This is a genomic window from Bacillus sp. MYb209, assembly GCF_002975175.1.
In the GTDB taxonomy this organism is placed as follows: Bacteria; Bacillota; Bacilli; order Bacillales; family Bacillaceae_G; genus Bacillus_A.
This window is the reverse complement of sequence record NZ_PCNZ01000013.1, coordinates 1-15,466: the sequence shown is the minus strand read 5'-3', so window position 1 is coordinate 15,466 and position 15,466 is coordinate 1. Positions and strand designations below refer to the sequence as shown.

20 protein-coding genes and 2 pseudogenes are annotated in these 15,466 nt (G+C 36.5%); 11 read left to right on the top strand and 11 right to left on the bottom strand.

The genetic code is table 11. The annotated features are described in order from the left end of the window. Nucleotides 1-211: 211 nt before the first annotated feature. From CQZ94_RS18365 to CQZ94_RS18335, 7 genes and pseudogenes are all read right to left on the bottom strand, one after another. Nucleotides 212-730, bottom strand: a complete 519-nt coding sequence (locus CQZ94_RS18365; protein ID WP_105586506.1) for a DinB family protein — start codon at nt 728-730, stop codon at nt 212-214. A 308-nt stretch (nt 731-1,038) separates the two neighbouring features. After that, on the bottom strand, nt 1,039-1,158 hold the full coding sequence (locus CQZ94_RS18360) for a YjcZ family sporulation protein (RefSeq protein WP_105586505.1): 120 nt from the start codon (nt 1,156-1,158) through the stop codon (nt 1,039-1,041). Between the two features lie 487 nt (nt 1,159-1,645). Then, nucleotides 1,646-2,101, bottom strand: coding sequence for a hypothetical protein (locus tag CQZ94_RS18355; RefSeq protein WP_105586504.1), 456 nt, complete (start codon nt 2,099-2,101; stop codon nt 1,646-1,648). 391 nt (nt 2,102-2,492) lie between these two features. Then, nucleotides 2,493-2,603: a YjcZ family sporulation protein gene (locus CQZ94_RS18350; protein ID WP_000505669.1), complete on the bottom strand. Its 111-nt coding sequence runs from the start codon at nt 2,601-2,603 to the stop codon at nt 2,493-2,495. 142 nt (nt 2,604-2,745) lie between these two features. Next, a pseudogene (locus tag CQZ94_RS18345) lies at nt 2,746-3,044 on the bottom strand (contact-dependent growth inhibition system immunity protein). Between the two features lie 233 nt (nt 3,045-3,277). Then, complete coding sequence (locus CQZ94_RS18340) at nt 3,278-3,628, bottom strand: hypothetical protein (RefSeq protein WP_070141113.1); 351 nt, start codon at nt 3,626-3,628, stop codon at nt 3,278-3,280. Between the two features lie 33 nt (nt 3,629-3,661). Further along, nucleotides 3,662-3,850, bottom strand: a complete 189-nt coding sequence (locus tag CQZ94_RS18335) for an EndoU domain-containing protein (protein WP_374954550.1) — start codon at nt 3,848-3,850, stop codon at nt 3,662-3,664. 308 nt (nt 3,851-4,158) lie between these two features. On the opposite strand from CQZ94_RS18335, the gene CQZ94_RS18330 reads away from it, so the two are divergent. The 7 genes from CQZ94_RS18330 to CQZ94_RS18290 all read left to right on the top strand — a co-directional run bounded on the left by CQZ94_RS18330 (nt 4,159) and on the right by CQZ94_RS18290 (nt 10,308). Next, on the top strand, nt 4,159-5,388 hold the full coding sequence (locus CQZ94_RS18330) for a serine hydrolase domain-containing protein (protein WP_105586502.1): 1,230 nt from the start codon (nt 4,159-4,161) through the stop codon (nt 5,386-5,388). A 643-nt stretch (nt 5,389-6,031) separates the two neighbouring features. Further along, nucleotides 6,032-6,343, top strand: coding sequence for an ArsR/SmtB family transcription factor (locus CQZ94_RS18320; protein WP_002011018.1), 312 nt, complete (start codon nt 6,032-6,034; stop codon nt 6,341-6,343). A 287-nt stretch (nt 6,344-6,630) separates the two neighbouring features. Then, the gene (locus tag CQZ94_RS18315) at nt 6,631-7,806 is read left to right on the top strand and encodes an MFS transporter (RefSeq protein ID WP_105586500.1); all 1,176 of its coding nucleotides are present in this window, start codon (nt 6,631-6,633) and stop codon (nt 7,804-7,806) included. Between the two features lie 612 nt (nt 7,807-8,418). Continuing rightward, the gene (locus tag CQZ94_RS18305) at nt 8,419-8,526 is read left to right on the top strand and encodes a YjcZ family sporulation protein (protein WP_000505673.1); all 108 of its coding nucleotides are present in this window, start codon (nt 8,419-8,421) and stop codon (nt 8,524-8,526) included. Nucleotides 8,527-9,055: 529 nt separating this feature from the next. After that, nucleotides 9,056-9,526: a VanZ family protein gene (locus CQZ94_RS32400; protein WP_105586498.1), complete on the top strand. Its 471-nt coding sequence runs from the start codon at nt 9,056-9,058 to the stop codon at nt 9,524-9,526. Between the two features lie 21 nt (nt 9,527-9,547). Beyond that, complete coding sequence (locus CQZ94_RS18295) at nt 9,548-9,763, top strand: hypothetical protein (protein ID WP_105586497.1); 216 nt, start codon at nt 9,548-9,550, stop codon at nt 9,761-9,763. Continuing rightward, nucleotides 9,760-10,308: a DUF4352 domain-containing protein gene (locus CQZ94_RS18290; protein ID WP_105586496.1), complete on the top strand. Its 549-nt coding sequence runs from the start codon at nt 9,760-9,762 to the stop codon at nt 10,306-10,308. Before CQZ94_RS18295 ends, CQZ94_RS18290 begins: the two co-directional genes overlap by 4 nt. Before the next feature lie 307 nt (nt 10,309-10,615). On the opposite strand, the gene CQZ94_RS18285 is transcribed toward CQZ94_RS18290, so the two are convergent. Further along, a complete protein-coding gene (locus tag CQZ94_RS18285) occupies nt 10,616-10,831 on the bottom strand; it encodes a preprotein translocase (RefSeq protein ID WP_105586495.1) in 216 nt (71 codons plus the stop codon). A 199-nt stretch (nt 10,832-11,030) separates the two neighbouring features. Between CQZ94_RS18285 and CQZ94_RS18280 the strand changes: the two genes are divergently transcribed. From CQZ94_RS18280 to CQZ94_RS18265, 4 genes are all read left to right on the top strand, one after another. Continuing rightward, a complete protein-coding gene (locus CQZ94_RS18280) occupies nt 11,031-11,180 on the top strand; it encodes a YjcZ family sporulation protein (RefSeq protein ID WP_105586494.1) in 150 nt (49 codons plus the stop codon). Between the two features lie 311 nt (nt 11,181-11,491). Beyond that, on the top strand, nt 11,492-11,833 hold the full coding sequence (locus tag CQZ94_RS18275) for a PadR family transcriptional regulator (protein WP_002159060.1): 342 nt from the start codon (nt 11,492-11,494) through the stop codon (nt 11,831-11,833). Then, a complete protein-coding gene (locus CQZ94_RS18270) occupies nt 11,826-12,308 on the top strand; it encodes a hypothetical protein (protein WP_105586493.1) in 483 nt (160 codons plus the stop codon). Before CQZ94_RS18275 ends, CQZ94_RS18270 begins: the two co-directional genes overlap by 8 nt. Further along, a complete protein-coding gene (locus CQZ94_RS18265; protein WP_142395864.1) occupies nt 12,305-12,832 on the top strand; it encodes a permease in 528 nt (175 codons plus the stop codon). The genes CQZ94_RS18270 and CQZ94_RS18265 overlap by 4 nt, the downstream gene beginning before the upstream one ends. A gap of 164 nt (nt 12,833-12,996) precedes the next feature. On the opposite strand, the pseudogene CQZ94_RS18260 reads toward CQZ94_RS18265, so the two are convergent. The 3 genes and pseudogenes from CQZ94_RS18260 to tnpB all read right to left on the bottom strand — a co-directional run. Continuing rightward, nucleotides 12,997-13,458 (bottom strand): annotated as a pseudogene (locus CQZ94_RS18260) (PspA/IM30 family protein); the annotation flags it as partial. Between the two features lie 48 nt (nt 13,459-13,506). Beyond that, complete coding sequence (gene tnpC, locus CQZ94_RS18255; RefSeq protein WP_105586491.1) at nt 13,507-15,096, bottom strand: IS66 family transposase; 1,590 nt, start codon at nt 15,094-15,096, stop codon at nt 13,507-13,509. 39 nt (nt 15,097-15,135) lie between these two features. Beyond that, a partial coding sequence (gene tnpB, locus CQZ94_RS18250) for an IS66 family insertion sequence element accessory protein TnpB (protein ID WP_142395863.1) occupies nt 15,136-15,466 on the bottom strand: 331 nt, incomplete at its 5' end.

Below are 15,466 nucleotides of genomic sequence, written 5' to 3'. Positions count from 1 at the left end.
CCATCCCCCTTCTTCTCTTCCATTGGCTGAATTTATAGTAATTATAAATCAGTTAGTAAAATGAATCCTGAAATTTCCAAATAGAAATTATGCGATGCATTAAGTAAATAATTTATATAAGTAATATCTTTTTTTAAAGATATTACTTTTGCTACAAAATATAGATTTGATTATTAAAGACATCCTAAATATATATTTAGCAAAGACTTCATTATTTCAAACTATTTTCAAAAAGTAGTTTTATCTCTTTTATTTGTTCTATGTGACGCTGTTCATGCAAATATATCAGTTCTATCCACTGATTAAGAAGTAATTCTCCCAGAGCAGGATGCTTCACTGATTTTTTCGCTAACATAGATTCATCTTCTATTGTACTAAGGAAAGTCATCAATTTTTTTCTCGAATCGTTTAACAAATCAATCATTTGTTGAACTTCAAATGGTTCTAAGCTTGGTTCAAGAATTTCTGGAGCTGTAAATTTTTTCGTTCTATTTAACAATATAGAGTGAATTTCTTGACACTCTTTTTGGCTACTATTAATCTCTTTTAATCCAAATGAAATAACTTTTATAGCTGCCTCATCTAATAAAACTAAGTGATGACAAACTTGTGCTATACTCCATTTATTCATATCTGGCTTACTATTGAATTGAGCATCACTCAATAAATTAATCTCCTTTAATAGGTTATTTCTCGTTTCATAAAACTTATCATTTACAAATTTATTCATGAAATTTCTCCCTCCACCTGAAAGTACATACTTAGATTCCTATTCTGTATATATTCTCTATGACAAAAAAGTTTCCCTTCACCATTCTACGTTAAGGAGTAGTACCAACTACCCTGTCATCACCCCCATTTATCAGTTCAACAAGTTGTATCTAGGAATGAAAGTAAGACTATGACCTATTTTTGCACCAGAATCGCTTATCTTGAATAACTGTAAAAAAATCAAATTTTCGTTATGGAGAACAATGAATTTCTTCATTTTATGGTGCAATACCCTATAAAAAAAGACACTCTCATGAGTGCCTCTCCTTAGCAGCCGAATCCGTTGCAGCTAGCTCCAACTATTATTAATAAAATAAAGAGCACAACAAGTAACGCGAATCCACCACCAAAGCCACAGCCTCCACCGCAACTACCGCCATATCCCATATCAATCCCTCCTTTTTTAGGAGAAAACGCGAGGTAACACATGCATTCCACTGGGTTCACTTTACTTTATGTTTTTAGGGATTAATTGAGCAGGTCCCTTTGTAAATAAAGAAAAGACACCCTAAGGTGCCTTCCTCCGACTTGAACCATTTTCATTTAATACAAATCTATCCGTATTACCCCTTGTTATACCTGTAAACACACCCTATAAAACAGAATCGTCTATATACACCAGATTGTTAGTTCACAAAATATAAGAGATTTGAGATCAGTATTGGAGTGACGCCACATCTTATATACTGATTGATATGTTACGCCTTTCAAAAGAATCTGCTTTATAGAACGTGTCCACAATTTGTATTTTACTACATGTAATATTTATTTAGTGTATTTTTTACAAATATGTATTACATAAAGTTTACGATATGGTGACCCTATAATATAAAAAGAGCACCACTTTTTGGATGCTCTTCGTTATAACTATATACTATTTAATTTCCTTTTTTGTTGGTGAATTTTTCCCTTGTTGAAAATCTGTGCCTTCTGATCTTTCAACAGTTTTTGCATGTTCCATTTTTTCAGGGGCTCCAATTTCGAATCCAGTTTGTGATTCAGTGTCCTCAGGCATTTCAAAAGTTTGACTATTGTTAGATTTTACATCTTCGTTAGGAATTGCTGGCACTGCGTCTTCAGGTAAGTTATGGATTGGCGAAGAAGTTGTTGTTCCATCTACACTTGTTGTAACTGACATCGGTTGATTTTGACCAACTTCTGTACCTTTTCCCATCTTTTTTGCGGATTCTTTTTCACTTTTATTTGTTTGTCTCCATTCTATTTTTTCATTTGACTTTAGTTTGTCCGTTTTCACATCTTCTGTGCCTACTGCACCACCCGCTAATAATCCTGTACTTAAAAGTGTTCCTGCTAATAATGTTTTAAACATGTCTATCATCTCCTTGTGTTTGATGAACTTCATCTTAAAACAAGTATCTGGAGTTACTGTGAATGTTATCTGTAATCTACGTAAAGTTTCGGACAAACAGAAACTTTACCGAGCACCTGTGCCAAAATGCCCTTATAAATCCAAAAAGTACCCACATTTTAAAAAATGTGGGTACTTTTTGGATTTATTCTTTTTCTTTTAGGGTTCTCGCCGCATAGCCATTAAGCTAATAGAACGGATTGACCCCAAGAAGAAGATTGACGGTACATTTTGTTATGATGATCCTGTGATTGAAGATTTGATATAACTAAATATAATACTTGCACATTGTGTAGGTATTTTTTCATAAAGAAAAGACACTCATATATGAGTGTCTTTTCCGATAGTTTTTTTAGCAGAAGCAAGAAGCTCCAACTATGATTAATAAAATAAATAGTACAACTAATAAAGCAAATCCTCCAGCAAAACCGCAGCCTTCGCCGCAACTACCACCAAAGCCCATGTTAATCTCTCCTTTGAGTAGGAGGGGAAATGCAAGGTCACACATGTATTTTAACGGATTCATTTTACTTTATGTTTTTAAGCATTAATTGAGCAGGTCCTTTAAGAAAAAAAGACCGCCTACTATGGGCGATCGATTTTTACTAAGTATTTTTTAATGCTTGTTTTAACGTTTCACCTGTTTGTTCAAGCCATTCTAGGGGAGTTAGTTTTAAAGCAGGAAAATAAATGTCAGTATAATATTCAATGAATTCTTCTTTTTTTCCGTGGATGGATCACTGTTTAAAAATGCAGTTATGTACTTTATAGTATTTTCTATACAAACTTTGTGGGCTTCTTCTATAAATTCGTGTAAGGCTTTTTCTGGTGTTCCCATATCTTGATGGAATGTTCCATCTAAAAAGTCACTTAATTCTTCATAAATATAATCTTTATCATTTATAAATAGCCTCCTAAATTTCTATCTTACGGGATATCCTGTTCGAATATAACGTCCTTGCTCTTCTTTTGTAAGACAATTTTAGCAATAGTCATCTCTAAAATATCTTCAGAACCTCTTGCGATGACTATTGCTAATAATTATCTAGAAAAAACGATCTTAAAACGTAAGATAACGGGAGATGTGTGAAATAATAGATAAAGCCGACTTCATATAGAAGTCAGCCACTTAAATTATTACAATTCTTTATTTTTCCCTTTTTTAAATTCTTTTCGTTTATCTAGCCAAATATGAATTAAGTCTACTAATTCAACCGTTTCTATCTCGCAAAATTCTCCCTTACCATCTTCGGCCAAATTGTCTAGGACGATAGTTGTATCTTTCCGAATTTCTAAACCGCAAATGTTTCCATTTACTTCCACGCAATCTTTTTCCCCGTTTAAAACACTATGTATTTCTTCTAAAATCCAATCTCCAAATGCAGAAACTTCAACGCCTAAACAAGTTTCAATAAGTTTAATTTCTCTGGGAAGTCTCATAACTAATTTTCCGTTGGTAAGTACTTCAAAACTATATGGATATTTCATTACTATTGTACTCCTTTATACTAAAAATAAAATTTATTCCGATGGGAAAGCAGAGATGATTTCCCCATTTTTATCTAGATACACGCTAATCTCTATACCATCTGAGCCTATTCCTGAGTATGTGTTACCAAATTCATAAGTTCTATTATTATATGCTTCATTTATATTAGCTACAATTTTTTGTGGGCTCCAATCTTTATGGAAGGGATTTAGATAGGGCATCTAGAAAGCTAAAGTTATTCCCCAAAAAGGGCAGTATTTTCGCCCTGCTCGGCTCCAATGGGGTGGGCAAGACAACGCTTGTAGAATAAACATCTGATGAACACATGGCTCTATGCTAAGTGCAGGACATATCTCAATTCTGATAACCTAGAAAAGGAAGTGAGTCAGATTTTGATTGCCAATATTCATTCTCTTTTGTTATTCATGCATCGAATCCACCTTTTTGACAAAGGTCTTTCAAGCATGAATAACAAAAGAGAATTTGTATTTTTAAAACAATAGGGCTGGGAAAAAAGGAGAGATTCATGATGGGACAAAGTAACAAAGGCTTCTCCGAAACAGGGCTGCACAAAATGCGCAACATGCTGGCACGACATGTCGATTCCGGGAAGATTCCTGGGGTCGTCGCCTTAGTCAGCCGGAACGGTGAGACGCAAGTCGAAGCGCTCGGCACGATGCGCCATGATGGTGGTGCGCCGATGCGCCGGGACACGATCTTTCGGATGGCCTCGACGTCCAAGCCGCTTGCGATTGCGGCGGCAATGATCCTGCTCGACGAGTGCAAGCTGCGGCTGGATGACCTGGTAGACACATGGCTACCGGAACTCGCTGACCGGCGGGTGCTGAAGCGGATCGACGGCCCGCTGGACGATACCGTGCCAGCGCGGCGGCCGATTACCGTACGGGACCTGCTGACTTCCACGTTCGGGCTCGGCATGGATATTACGTCGCTGGGCACTCCGATCATGAACGCGATCTTCGAGAAGGGGCTCACGCCCGATCTACCGGTGCCGATGCCCGAGCCGGATGAGTGGATGCGCCGCCTTGGCGAGCTTCCGCTGATGTACCAGCCCGGAGAGCGCTGGCAATACCATATCAGCAACGATCTACTCGGCGTACTCATCGCCAGGGTCACGGGCCAGTCCTTTGAGACGTTCCTGCGCGAACGCATCTTCGACCCCCTAGGCATGAAGGACACCGGTTTTCACGTGCCCGCCAACAAGATCGACCGGTTGCCCACCCTCTACGCCCCCGACCCACAGACTGGAGAGTTCATCGTGTGGGACGAGGCCAAGGGGGGACGCTGGAGCCAGCCTCCGGCGTTCCAGGGCGGCGGCGGTGGGCTGGTCTCCACCGTCGACGATTACAACGCTTATTTACGGATGCTGCTGAATCATGGGATGCACGAAAGCGAACGGATACTGTCCCGGCCCGCCGTCCAGCTGATGACCACCAACCGCCTCACGCCCGAGCAGCAAGCAGCTCGAAACGCCATGGCCAAGGGCAACGTCCATGTGTCATTCGGCCAAGGGCAGCACGGTGGATGGGGCTTCGGGATGGCGGTGCGCACCTACCGTGGCGACTACGCGCCCATCGGCCAGTTCGGCTGGGACGGTGGAAGCGGCACCACGACCTACGCCGACCCGGACAACCAGCTCACCGGAATCTTGCTTACCCAGGTCGGGCTATCAGTCCCGAATTCCGCACGGCTTATCCACGACTTCTGGACCATGGTCTACCAGGCAATCGAAGACTGACACCGAGCCTGCGGTTCGTCGTTCGTTTAAAAAAGTCGATCTTTTTTAATGGGTTAAAACTTCCTAAACGTTATAAATCCGCATAAACCTGACGCTACCCCTATAAACAATGATGCACGGGAACAGTTGGGCATTATTAATAAGAGCCAAATAAAAAATTCTCTTGGATGCAAGAGGATTTTTTATTTGGGAATAGTAAGGGTGAGGGGAGGTGCATTACATATGGGAAAAGGTAGAAGTAATAATGCTAGTAAAAAGCAACCGAATTTCGATGATTCATCTAATTTCGCTAAACAAAGCCAACCGACAGAAAAGAAGAAGAAATAGGAAAAGAAGCTCTCTTGATAAAGAGAGCTTCTTTTTAAGATATATTGACGTTTCAGCACAACATATCGATTGCTAAACCAAATAGTCATAAGTGCAAGGCTTAAATTCCTGCGAATGGCAGCCAATTTAATATTATTGTCCTGCTTTTTCTAATGCTTCTTGCCGTTGACAAACATAATATATAACAGCAAACGAAGAAAAAATAAGCCCGTTACTAGATTACCTCATTCACATTTAAAAGAATCTACATATACCTTCTTTCCTTAAAATCACCAAAACCCATTTACAAATCTATAAAAGTAGATATAATATCCTTATGGAACCTTTATTAATTTATAAAGCATTGTCAAATGAAACAAGATGTCAAATTTTATCATGGTTGAAAAATCCAGAAAACCATTTCGATGAAAAACCTTATCTAGAGCAAGGCCTTAACTTTCAAGTTGGAGTGTGTGTAGGAGATATCCAGCTTAAAACTGGCTTAGCCCAATCGGTTATTTCTAGTTATTTATTAACTATGAAAAAAGCAGGACTACTAGACTCTGACCGAATTGGAAAATGGACATACTATCGTCGAAATGAAAAAACAATACGAGAGTTTTCTGAATACGTTCAAAACGAATTATAAAATGAAAGCTAATAATCAATCTGCATATCAATTGATTATTAGCTTTCACATAATCTGCTTTTTTACAGGCATCCAATTACTTTTTTATAAAATTGCACTACCTATAAAAGCAAGAAACATAGAAAGGAGAATTTTTTTAACATATCATATCTAGTTATTTAGATATCTGTTATTGTGTTTCGAATTACATAATCCTAATAATATTGACATCCAATCATCCTTGTAATAATGCTTCTTTGTTAATGAATTCACTTTCAAAATACTGATACGAATGGAGAGTTTTATAAATGAAAAAAGTAAATCCTTTACTTATTCTGACACTCGCAATAGGTGTGTTCGGAATTATTACTACCGAGATGGGTATTGTCGGCGTATTACCACAAATCACTCAAAAATTCGGTATTTCAACTGCACAAGCCGGATTTTTAGTAAGTATATTCGCACTAGTTGTTGCTATTTCTGGTCCGTTTTTAATTCTGCTCGTCTCTAGTATTAATCGCAAAATAATTTTATTAACAGCAATTTTTACATTTGTTATTTCAAATATAATCTACGCTTATACAACACAATTTGAAATCATGCTTATTTTTCGTATTTTACCGGCAGCACTTCACCCACTCTTCTTTTCAATCGCTCTTGTAACAGCTGCTAAACTTGTCCCTCCAGAAAAAAGCGGTCAAGCGGTTACAAAAGTTTTTATGGGAATTACGGTTGGCTTTGCTTTAGGTGTACCACTAACCTCTTACCTTGCAGACCAATTTTCACTCGAAATTGCTTTCTTATTCGGAGCGCTTGTTAACGCCCTTGCATTCATTGGAATACTAATCTTCCTTCCTTCTATGCCTGTTAAAGAAAAAATGTCTTTCGGCAAACAAATTCGTATACTCAGCAAACCAGGATTATGGTTAAATATTTTAACCGTCACATTCCTTTTTGCAGCCATGTTTTCCGTATACAGCTACTTCGCCGAGTACCTTGCAAAAGTAACTTCCATGAATGGATCTCTCATCAGTATCATGCTATTCATATTTGGTATAGTTATGATTTTAGGTAATCATTTATTTGGTAGTCTCCTGCAAAAAAGCATAATAAACACCGTAATATCATTCCCTATTCTATATTCTGTTGTTTACATATTGGTTTATTATTTAGGTTCCTACCTTGTTCCGATGATTTTTATCGTATTCATTTGGGGAATCGTACATGCTGGTGGATTAATTGTTGGTCAAACATGGTTAATAAGCGAAGCAAAAGAAGCACCTGAATTTGGTAATAGTCTATTCGTTTCGTTCTCAAATCTCGGAATTACTCTAGGAACAACTATTGGAGGCTGGTTTATTTCAAACCTAGGTATTCACCAGCTTATTTGGAGCGGATTTATATTCACACTACTCTCATTTCTATTAATTATAATAAAACTAAAATTCTTCAATTCTAATAGCCAAGCTTCATTATCAAGCTAGTACATTTTCAGTTCCAAATTTGATAAAAAAACATTATAAATTCTTCTCTATATAAAATACAGGTTCTTTTTCTTATAAGATTTTATAAACTAAAAGTATAATGCTCAAAGCCTTTAGCCATAATTACGACTAAAGGCTTTTTTGTATATAAAAATAAATCTAAAAGGAGCTAATTTTATGGAACATAATCAAAATGGAATACTTGCTTTAATTGTTTTTGTTTTAGGATTAGTGTTTTTTGTTAGTGGAATGGTTTATCATTTATGGGGTTCTTTTTAATTTCAACTTTTAGACAGATACATAATTCAAAAACTAAAACGTGTATTGTAATGATTGATATGGAATATTTCCAAAAACAACAAAATATAGATTTGAATTTTATTTCTCAATGAATAAAACAACTTAACATGGTAAAATAATATTTGGATGGAAGTCCAATACATATTATTAAAATTAAGATGGTTCAAGTCGGAGAAAGGCACCTTAGGGTGTCTTTTCTTTATTTTCAAAAGGACCTGCTCAATTATTGCATAAAAAACATAAAGTAATTTGAATCCGTTAAAATACATGAGTGACCCCTTGTTTTCCCCTCTTATTAAAGGAGGAACTATTATGGGATTTGGTGGTAGTTGTGGCGGCTGTGGATTTTCTGGAGGCTTTGCTTTATTAGTTGTATTGTTTATTTTATTAATCATTGTTGGAGCTTCTTGCTTCTGCTAAAAAACTATCGGAAAAGACACTCTTATATGGGTGTCTTTTCTTTATCCGTTAAAAAGGCCACCTATTTCCGTAGGTGGCCTTTATCTTTATTACACAATACCAAAGTATACTCTCTTTTCCCCTTAAACTTTATGTAATTATGCATATTAACGAAAAATACACTTAGTGAATATTAAATATAGTAAAATATAAATTGTGGACACGTTCTATAAAGCAGATTCTTTTGACAGGCGTAACATATCAATCATTATAGGGGATGTGGCGTTACTCCGATACTAATCTCAAATTCCTTGTATTTTATGAACTAACAATCTGGTGTATATAAACGATTCTGTTTTATAGGGTGTGTTTATACTTATAACAAAGGGGTAATACGAATAGATTCGTATTACATGAAAATGGTTCAAGTCAGAGGAAGGCACCTTAGGGTGTCTTTTCTTTATATCCATAAAAACATTATGAATTATCCCATTCAAGTTTTTTTGTGTTAAAATTGGATAAATTTATTATTTTAAAAAGGAATTATCTTATGAATGTAACTACTTTTTGGAAAACTATTTTTGGATTGTATATTATATTACTAATTAACTTCATAATATTTAAATTTTTTGGTAATGTGCAAGATGTCATAAATATGGCTCAAGATAACTATCGAAACATACATGAACTAGGAGGAAACAGAACGAATTTTATTCCTTTTAGAACTCTAAAAGAATATATATCAAATATGAATATTACTTCTAGTTTTATAAATATTATAGGTAACATTATCCCTTTTATTCCTTTAGGTTTTTTAATTCCTATCGTATTTCCTATTAAAAAGACATTTATAAAAACTATGATTATCTGCTTTATTATTATAATGTTGATAGAAAATATACAACTTTTCACTTATTTAGGTTCTATGGATATAGACGATGTAATATTAAATCAAATCTCTTGCATGATCGGATACATATTCTATCTCAGTTACATTAAAATAAAAAACAGGCTAATTTGAATATTATCGGGGGATTTAATGATGAGTAATGAAATTTTCGAAAACATTGATACAGCCATAAAAAAAACGACAAACGAGTATCAAGTCGAAGAAATCCTCATTAAGTTTCCTTCCCCCTCCAAAAATCAATATAATAAAACGAAACATTTAATACATATAAAGAAAAATATAGATTTATTAAATCATTATGGCACCCATGAAAGTGCTTTTATTTTGGAAGGAAGGAACAGACTATGAACAAAAAGTTATTAACATCATTATTATGTAGCACATTCTTATTTGGATTATCAGCTTGCAGTTCACATAATACATCTAGCAGTAACACGAAAAGGGAACAGGAGACTTCTAAAGAAACAAAGAATGATGAACTTAGCAACAAGGATCCTCAAAAAGAACTTCCCACCCATGGAGATTCTTCTGATATATACATATCAATAGGCTCTGTCGATTCATTAGATGTTATAGGCAACGGAGAAGTTAAAGCACGAGGTGTATTTAAAGTATTAGACGTCGTAGTTTATAATCGTCAAGAGGAACCCATTACACTAAATAGCAACAACTTTAAATTAATTGACGGAACCGGAAGAGAATATTACATTTCTAATGAATCTCAATTAGTACTTAAAGCTGCAAATACCGCTACATTTAAATTTGGTGTTCTTAATCCTAGTGAAAATTCGGAAGGGAACATTGTATTCGATGTACCGAAAAATACGCAAGGATTAACTTTAAAAGTTAATGGAGATATGTTGGATAAAGGGATCGAGTTAAAAGTGGAGTAGTCAAAGAAAATATAAAGTGAAACTTTAATCAGTGGGGGTTTTGTTCATCCCCCACTGATTATTAGTCTTCACCAATCGGGCTTTTACGGGCAGCAGGGCTCCCACCTACCTTCTTTGCTCCAGCCGCATTTTGAGGTGGGAGTTTTACTGCCCGCAAATAGCGGGATAAAAGTTGTTTTTCTACAAAATAGATAAACCGCCTATCAAAACTTATACTAACATAACAAAAAGTACAGCCTCTGTATTAACTACAGTAAACTGTACTTTTTCATTTATGATTTTGTATAACTTACTATAACAGGATTCCTTAATCCCTTTGAGTTGATGTTCTCCAATCACGAAAAGATGTTGGACGTCCAGAATTAGCTCTTTTCTTTGAAGCAGCTGGTTTTTCTTCAAGAGCAGTTGGTTTTTCTTCAAGAATGGTCAATGCTGTTTGCATTTTCTCCAGCTGTTCTCTTAAAGCTTGCTGTTCAATCTTTAAATCCGTAAGTAAACGTAATATCATCTCAGAATTAGCCATAACGATCTCCTTTCCCCAAATGTACAGAATAAAATACCATATGTAATAAGCGTAATACTCGTGACAAAAATAAGTTCGTCACCTCTCTTAAAATACCGAGTGCTTTTATTTTTTCAAAAGGACCTGCTCAATTCATCCGTAAAAACATAAAGTGAAATAAATCCATTAATATATGGACTTTATGGAAGGAGGAGTTAATATGGGCTATGGTGGAGGCTATGGTGGAGGCTATGGTGGTAGTTGTGGTGGAGGCTGTGGTTTTGGCGGTGGATTCGCCTTACTTGTTGTGCTCTTTATTTTATTAATCATCGTTGGAGCTAGCTGTTGGGGCGGCGGATTAGGCTGCTAATAAGAGGCACTCTTGAGAGTGTCTTTTTTTATTTCTCAATATGCAACTAACATATATGTGTTACTATCAAAGTGCGAGATTCCCTAAGCGTAATATAGTAGTTTACCAACTATGAAAGCCACTGTCACAAGAAAACAGTAGGCTTTTATTTTGTTATTTAATAAGATTAAAACAGGGATTACCATTTCCCCTCAGTAACATTTGAATTGCACATTTTAAAATTGACATAGAAATTCATTCACCATATACTGTTAACAACAGTATACTGTCATTAACAGTATATATTCCAATTCATTCTAGGAGGTATATTCATGAAACATACAGGAAGACATACAGGTGCATTTCTTTTGTTATTTTTAGCGGAAGGTGATAACTATGGCGGGCAGCTACTTCAGAAATGTGAAGAAGAACTTCCGGTCAATCCAATCGATAGTGCCATCCTTTACCGCACGCTGAAGAAATTAGAAAACGAAGGTGCTATTGAATCTTATGTAAGTACATCCGTTCCAGATAAGCCGAGAAAGATGTACAAAATTACTACAGCCGGAAAAGAACAATTAGCAGATTTTCAAATGGATATTGAAGAAAAAATGAAAAACTTATCATTTTTCTTAGACAAATATAAAGACTTAAAGGAATCTAATCATGATTAATGGTGCTATCCTTTACACTTTGGCTATTATTCTTACGGGGATTTCTTTTATGAAGGATCGGAATAAAACGAAAGTTGTCCTATTAAAATCATGGAAAATATTTCAAAACCTTCTCCCTGCCATGCTCTCCATTATGCTTTTCGTTGGACTATCACTTTCTATCTTAACACCGTCCTTCATCTCTTCCATCATTGGAGAACAGTCTGGATTCTTAGGTATTATTTATTCTGCAATACTCGGCTCCGTTGCACTTATCCCAAGCTTTGTCGTGTTCCCACTTGGTAATACGTTAGTACAGCACGGCGCAGGCCTTCCTCAAGTTGCGGCACTCATGTCTACATTAATGTCAGTAGGAATTACAACCTTGCCGATGGAACAAAAGATATTCGGACGAAGCTTTGCTTACGCTCGTAATGCATCTGCATTACTCATGTCACTTCTATTCTCATATATCATTTGGGTGGTGATGGTATGAATGAACTAAAAAGATATCGCTTCTTTTTCATATTACTGTTTGGGCTCCTCTTATTAACTTTTATAAACCAATCTTTAGGATGGAGCGCATTAAAATTAACGGGAAATAGCATTTTAGATATGCTGTTTCTACTCCCCCCTGTCCTAATATTTGTAGGGTTACTTGATCAGTGGGTGAAGAAAGAAACACTAATGAAATATATGGGAGAAAAGTCCGGCATATATGGAATCTTATTCTCCCTATTATTAGGCGGAATTGCAGCCGGTCCACTCTACATCGCCTTTCCGATTGCAGCACTACTATTAAAAAAAGGCGCAAGCATTAGGTACATCGTATTTTTCTTAGGCGTTTGGACAACTGCGAAATTACCAATTATGGTGTATGAATTTTCTTCATTTGGAGCTACCTTTACACTCATTCACATTTGCTTTGGTCTATCGTTCTTCTACGTAATGGGCATTATTTTTGAGAAGTTTTATGATCAAAAGCAATTGTTGCAGTATGATATTACGAAAGAAATGTAGAAAGGCATCTTTACGAGATAAAGATGTCTTTTTATATGAACCTTAATTCTCGTTCTGTAAAACCCCCGCTGCCTTTACTTCCTTTTTCTCTTCTTTTAAGAACAACGATATGATAAAAGCAATATCGATAAAAAAAGCCCATATGAAATGGGCTTTTTTGCATACTATTTATTCTCTTTTAACTTCTCTAACTCCCGCTGTACTTCTTCTTGCAAATTTTGATCTAACACTTCTTGTTGATTAGGAGACTTCAAATTGTAAAAATAGTTACTAGCAGCTGTTTCTGCTTCTAGCTTTTGCACATAAGATTCAATGCGTGCAAAGCCTTTCGCTGTACTTTCTGTATGGAAAGAATCAATTGCCGTGTTGCTCTCTTTTATCGCTTGTGCCGCATTTAACCGCGAAACAAGAACTAGTTCTTTATATTGCAACTCTCCATATTTCTTTTGCAATTTATCAATTTGTTCATAAAGCGTCGCTGTTTGCTCTTTTGTTATTTCGTACTGCTTACGATATAGTTCCGCTTTTTTCTCATTCACAATCTTTTCTTGCAAAGCTAACTGCGCCATATGATCTTCTTCGCGTGATACTGCAAGCTCAGCTTGGCGGGTTCTCTTCACAATAAGGTAAACGTCAAGTAACTCCAAAATATACAATAAAAGTTGATTTTGGAGTTATTTTTTGTTTGCTTCACTTTTTTTCGGTACTCTACAGCTAGATGGTAAATCCTTTGACCACGGCAAGACTTTATCAATTTCTTCTTTATTGTTTAAATTGATGTTGGGAAGCGTTTCAAACAAATAACGAAGATAATGATAGGGACTTAGATTGTTCTCTTTTGCGGTTTCCACCACACTATACATGATCGCACTTCCTCTAGCACCTCGCGGTGTATTTGAGAACATCCAATTTTTTCTCCCGATTACAAACGGTTTAATAGAACGTTCACTTCTATTGTTATCAATTTCTAAATGACCTTCTAATAAAAAGGCTTTAAGATGCTTCCATTGATTCAAACAATAAGTGATGGCTTTTCCTAGCGCACTTTTTGGTAAAACACGATCTTTATGTTCATGAAGCCATGCCGAAAAAAGGTCCAGAATGGGCCTGCTTTTTTCAAGTCTCTGCCTATATCGCTCGGTAGGCTTGACGTGCTTGAGCTTCCTTTCAATCGAATAGAGTTGATTACAGAAGTGTAAGCCTTCGCTCGCCTTCACTTTTTTCCCCTTCTGTGATTCAGGTAAAGCTTTTAAGGCTTCATCAAACTTTCGTCTCGCATGCGCCCAACATCCGACAAGGGTGACATCCGGTACTTGATGATACCCACTATATCCATCTACCTGTAAATATCCTTCAAAACCAGTTAAAAAACGTTTCGGATGTTCGCCTGCTCTTGTAGGTTGATAGTCATAGAGGACAATAGGGATATCCTCTCGTCCTGTACGATATAGCCACAGATAGGACTTCGTTGTTGCGGCCCGCCCAGGTTCGCGTAAAACTTGGAAGGTTGTTTCGTCCGCATGAAGAATGGTTCGAGTAAGTAGGTGTTCATGCATCCTTTCATACAAAATCACTAACCATCGATCAGCCCCATATAATAACCAATTTCCCATCGTTTGTCGTGATAAGAAGATCCCCATTCGTTCAAAATGTTTTTCCTGACGATAAAGAGGCAATCCCTCTACATATTTTTGTGTCATAATGTAGGCCATAATCGATGGAGAAGCGATACTTTTAGGAAAGGCGGGAGCTAGCATCTTGGCCGTTACAATCGGTGTGGATACCTCGTCTAATTCACACTTACGACAAGCGTATACATATCTCTTATGTTCTGTTACTTTTACTTCCGCAGGAACAATCGTCAGTTCCTTTCGGACTTCTACACTCATCTCATGCAAAGCACCACCACAACACGAACAAACCTGTTCCTCATCAAGTAAACGATATTCAACCGTTTCAATCGGAAGGTTTTGGACAGACTCATCCCTATGACCGCGTTTCTTTTTGCGACGATAGGTAATCGTTTCAACAGCTGGTTCGGGGGTTTCAGAATCACTTTCTTTCTCAGCCTCATTAAACAGTTCTAAAGCGATTTGATTATTAGGTGTTTTTTCGCTAGACGTACCAAACTGTTTTTGTTGACTCAGACGAAATTGTTCTTCATACCATCTCACTTTTGCCGTGAGTTCCTCTATTTGAGCTTGAAGTGATTCAATTGTGGGTTGGTTTGAATGTGAGAGTGTTGTTTTCATAGATAAATCCATTCGACAAAATTATCCAAATTCCTTTTACATATATGATTTTTATAGAATGGATCTCGCATGTACGGCTTGATGCCCTTGTTTTTTTTGAAAAGAAAATCCATCAAGAAGCCATCTCAATTGTCGTCTTGATATAGTAAGTGGCACACCCCTATGCTCAGTTGGCCAGTAAAACGTTCCCTTTTCCAATCTGCGATAGTGCAACCAGAAACCATTATGTTCCCAAACCAGAATTTTTAGCTTATCGCGTGAGCGATTGCAAAAAACAAATAAACAGGAAGAAAAGAGATCTAACTCAAATTCTTCGTTTACAATAGCCGCTAGTCCATCAATTGATTTACGTAAATCTGTTGCCCCTTGTGCAAGATATACT

What these genes read in the sequence shown, in the direction of transcription:
- CQZ94_RS18290 (WP_105586496.1), top strand. Translation starts at nt 9,760, where the DNA reads ATGAACAAAAAGTTATTAACATCATTATTATGTAGCACATTCTTATTT.
- CQZ94_RS18365 (WP_105586506.1), bottom strand. Translation starts at nt 730, where the DNA reads ATGAATAAATTTGTAAATGATAAGTTTTATGAAACGAGAAATAACCTA.
- CQZ94_RS18295 (WP_105586497.1), top strand. Translation starts at nt 9,548, where the DNA reads ATGAGTAATGAAATTTTCGAAAACATTGATACAGCCATAAAAAAAACG.
- CQZ94_RS32400 (WP_105586498.1), top strand. Translation starts at nt 9,056, where the DNA reads ATGAATGTAACTACTTTTTGGAAAACTATTTTTGGATTGTATATTATA.
- CQZ94_RS18270 (WP_105586493.1), top strand. Translation starts at nt 11,826, where the DNA reads ATGATTAATGGTGCTATCCTTTACACTTTGGCTATTATTCTTACGGGG.
- CQZ94_RS18350 (WP_000505669.1), bottom strand. Translation starts at nt 2,603, where the DNA reads ATGGGCTTTGGTGGTAGTTGCGGCGAAGGCTGCGGTTTTGCTGGAGGA.
- CQZ94_RS18280 (WP_105586494.1), top strand. Translation starts at nt 11,031, where the DNA reads ATGGGCTATGGTGGAGGCTATGGTGGAGGCTATGGTGGTAGTTGTGGT.
- CQZ94_RS18360 (WP_105586505.1), bottom strand. Translation starts at nt 1,158, where the DNA reads ATGGGATATGGCGGTAGTTGCGGTGGAGGCTGTGGCTTTGGTGGTGGA.
- tnpC (WP_105586491.1), bottom strand. Translation starts at nt 15,096, where the DNA reads ATGGATTTATCTATGAAAACAACACTCTCACATTCAAACCAACCCACA.
- CQZ94_RS18305 (WP_000505673.1), top strand. Translation starts at nt 8,419, where the DNA reads ATGGGATTTGGTGGTAGTTGTGGCGGCTGTGGATTTTCTGGAGGCTTT.
- CQZ94_RS18330 (WP_105586502.1), top strand. Translation starts at nt 4,159, where the DNA reads ATGGGACAAAGTAACAAAGGCTTCTCCGAAACAGGGCTGCACAAAATG.
- CQZ94_RS18265 (WP_142395864.1), top strand. Translation starts at nt 12,305, where the DNA reads ATGAATGAACTAAAAAGATATCGCTTCTTTTTCATATTACTGTTTGGG.
- CQZ94_RS18340 (WP_070141113.1), bottom strand. Translation starts at nt 3,628, where the DNA reads ATGAAATATCCATATAGTTTTGAAGTACTTACCAACGGAAAATTAGTT.
- CQZ94_RS18320 (WP_002011018.1), top strand. Translation starts at nt 6,032, where the DNA reads ATGGAACCTTTATTAATTTATAAAGCATTGTCAAATGAAACAAGATGT.
- CQZ94_RS18355 (WP_105586504.1), bottom strand. Translation starts at nt 2,101, where the DNA reads ATGTTTAAAACATTATTAGCAGGAACACTTTTAAGTACAGGATTATTA.
- CQZ94_RS18335 (WP_374954550.1), bottom strand. Translation starts at nt 3,850, where the DNA reads ATGCCCTATCTAAATCCCTTCCATAAAGATTGGAGCCCACAAAAAATT.
- CQZ94_RS18275 (WP_002159060.1), top strand. Translation starts at nt 11,492, where the DNA reads ATGAAACATACAGGAAGACATACAGGTGCATTTCTTTTGTTATTTTTA.
- CQZ94_RS18285 (WP_105586495.1), bottom strand. Translation starts at nt 10,831, where the DNA reads ATGGCTAATTCTGAGATGATATTACGTTTACTTACGGATTTAAAGATT.
- CQZ94_RS18315 (WP_105586500.1), top strand. Translation starts at nt 6,631, where the DNA reads ATGAAAAAAGTAAATCCTTTACTTATTCTGACACTCGCAATAGGTGTG.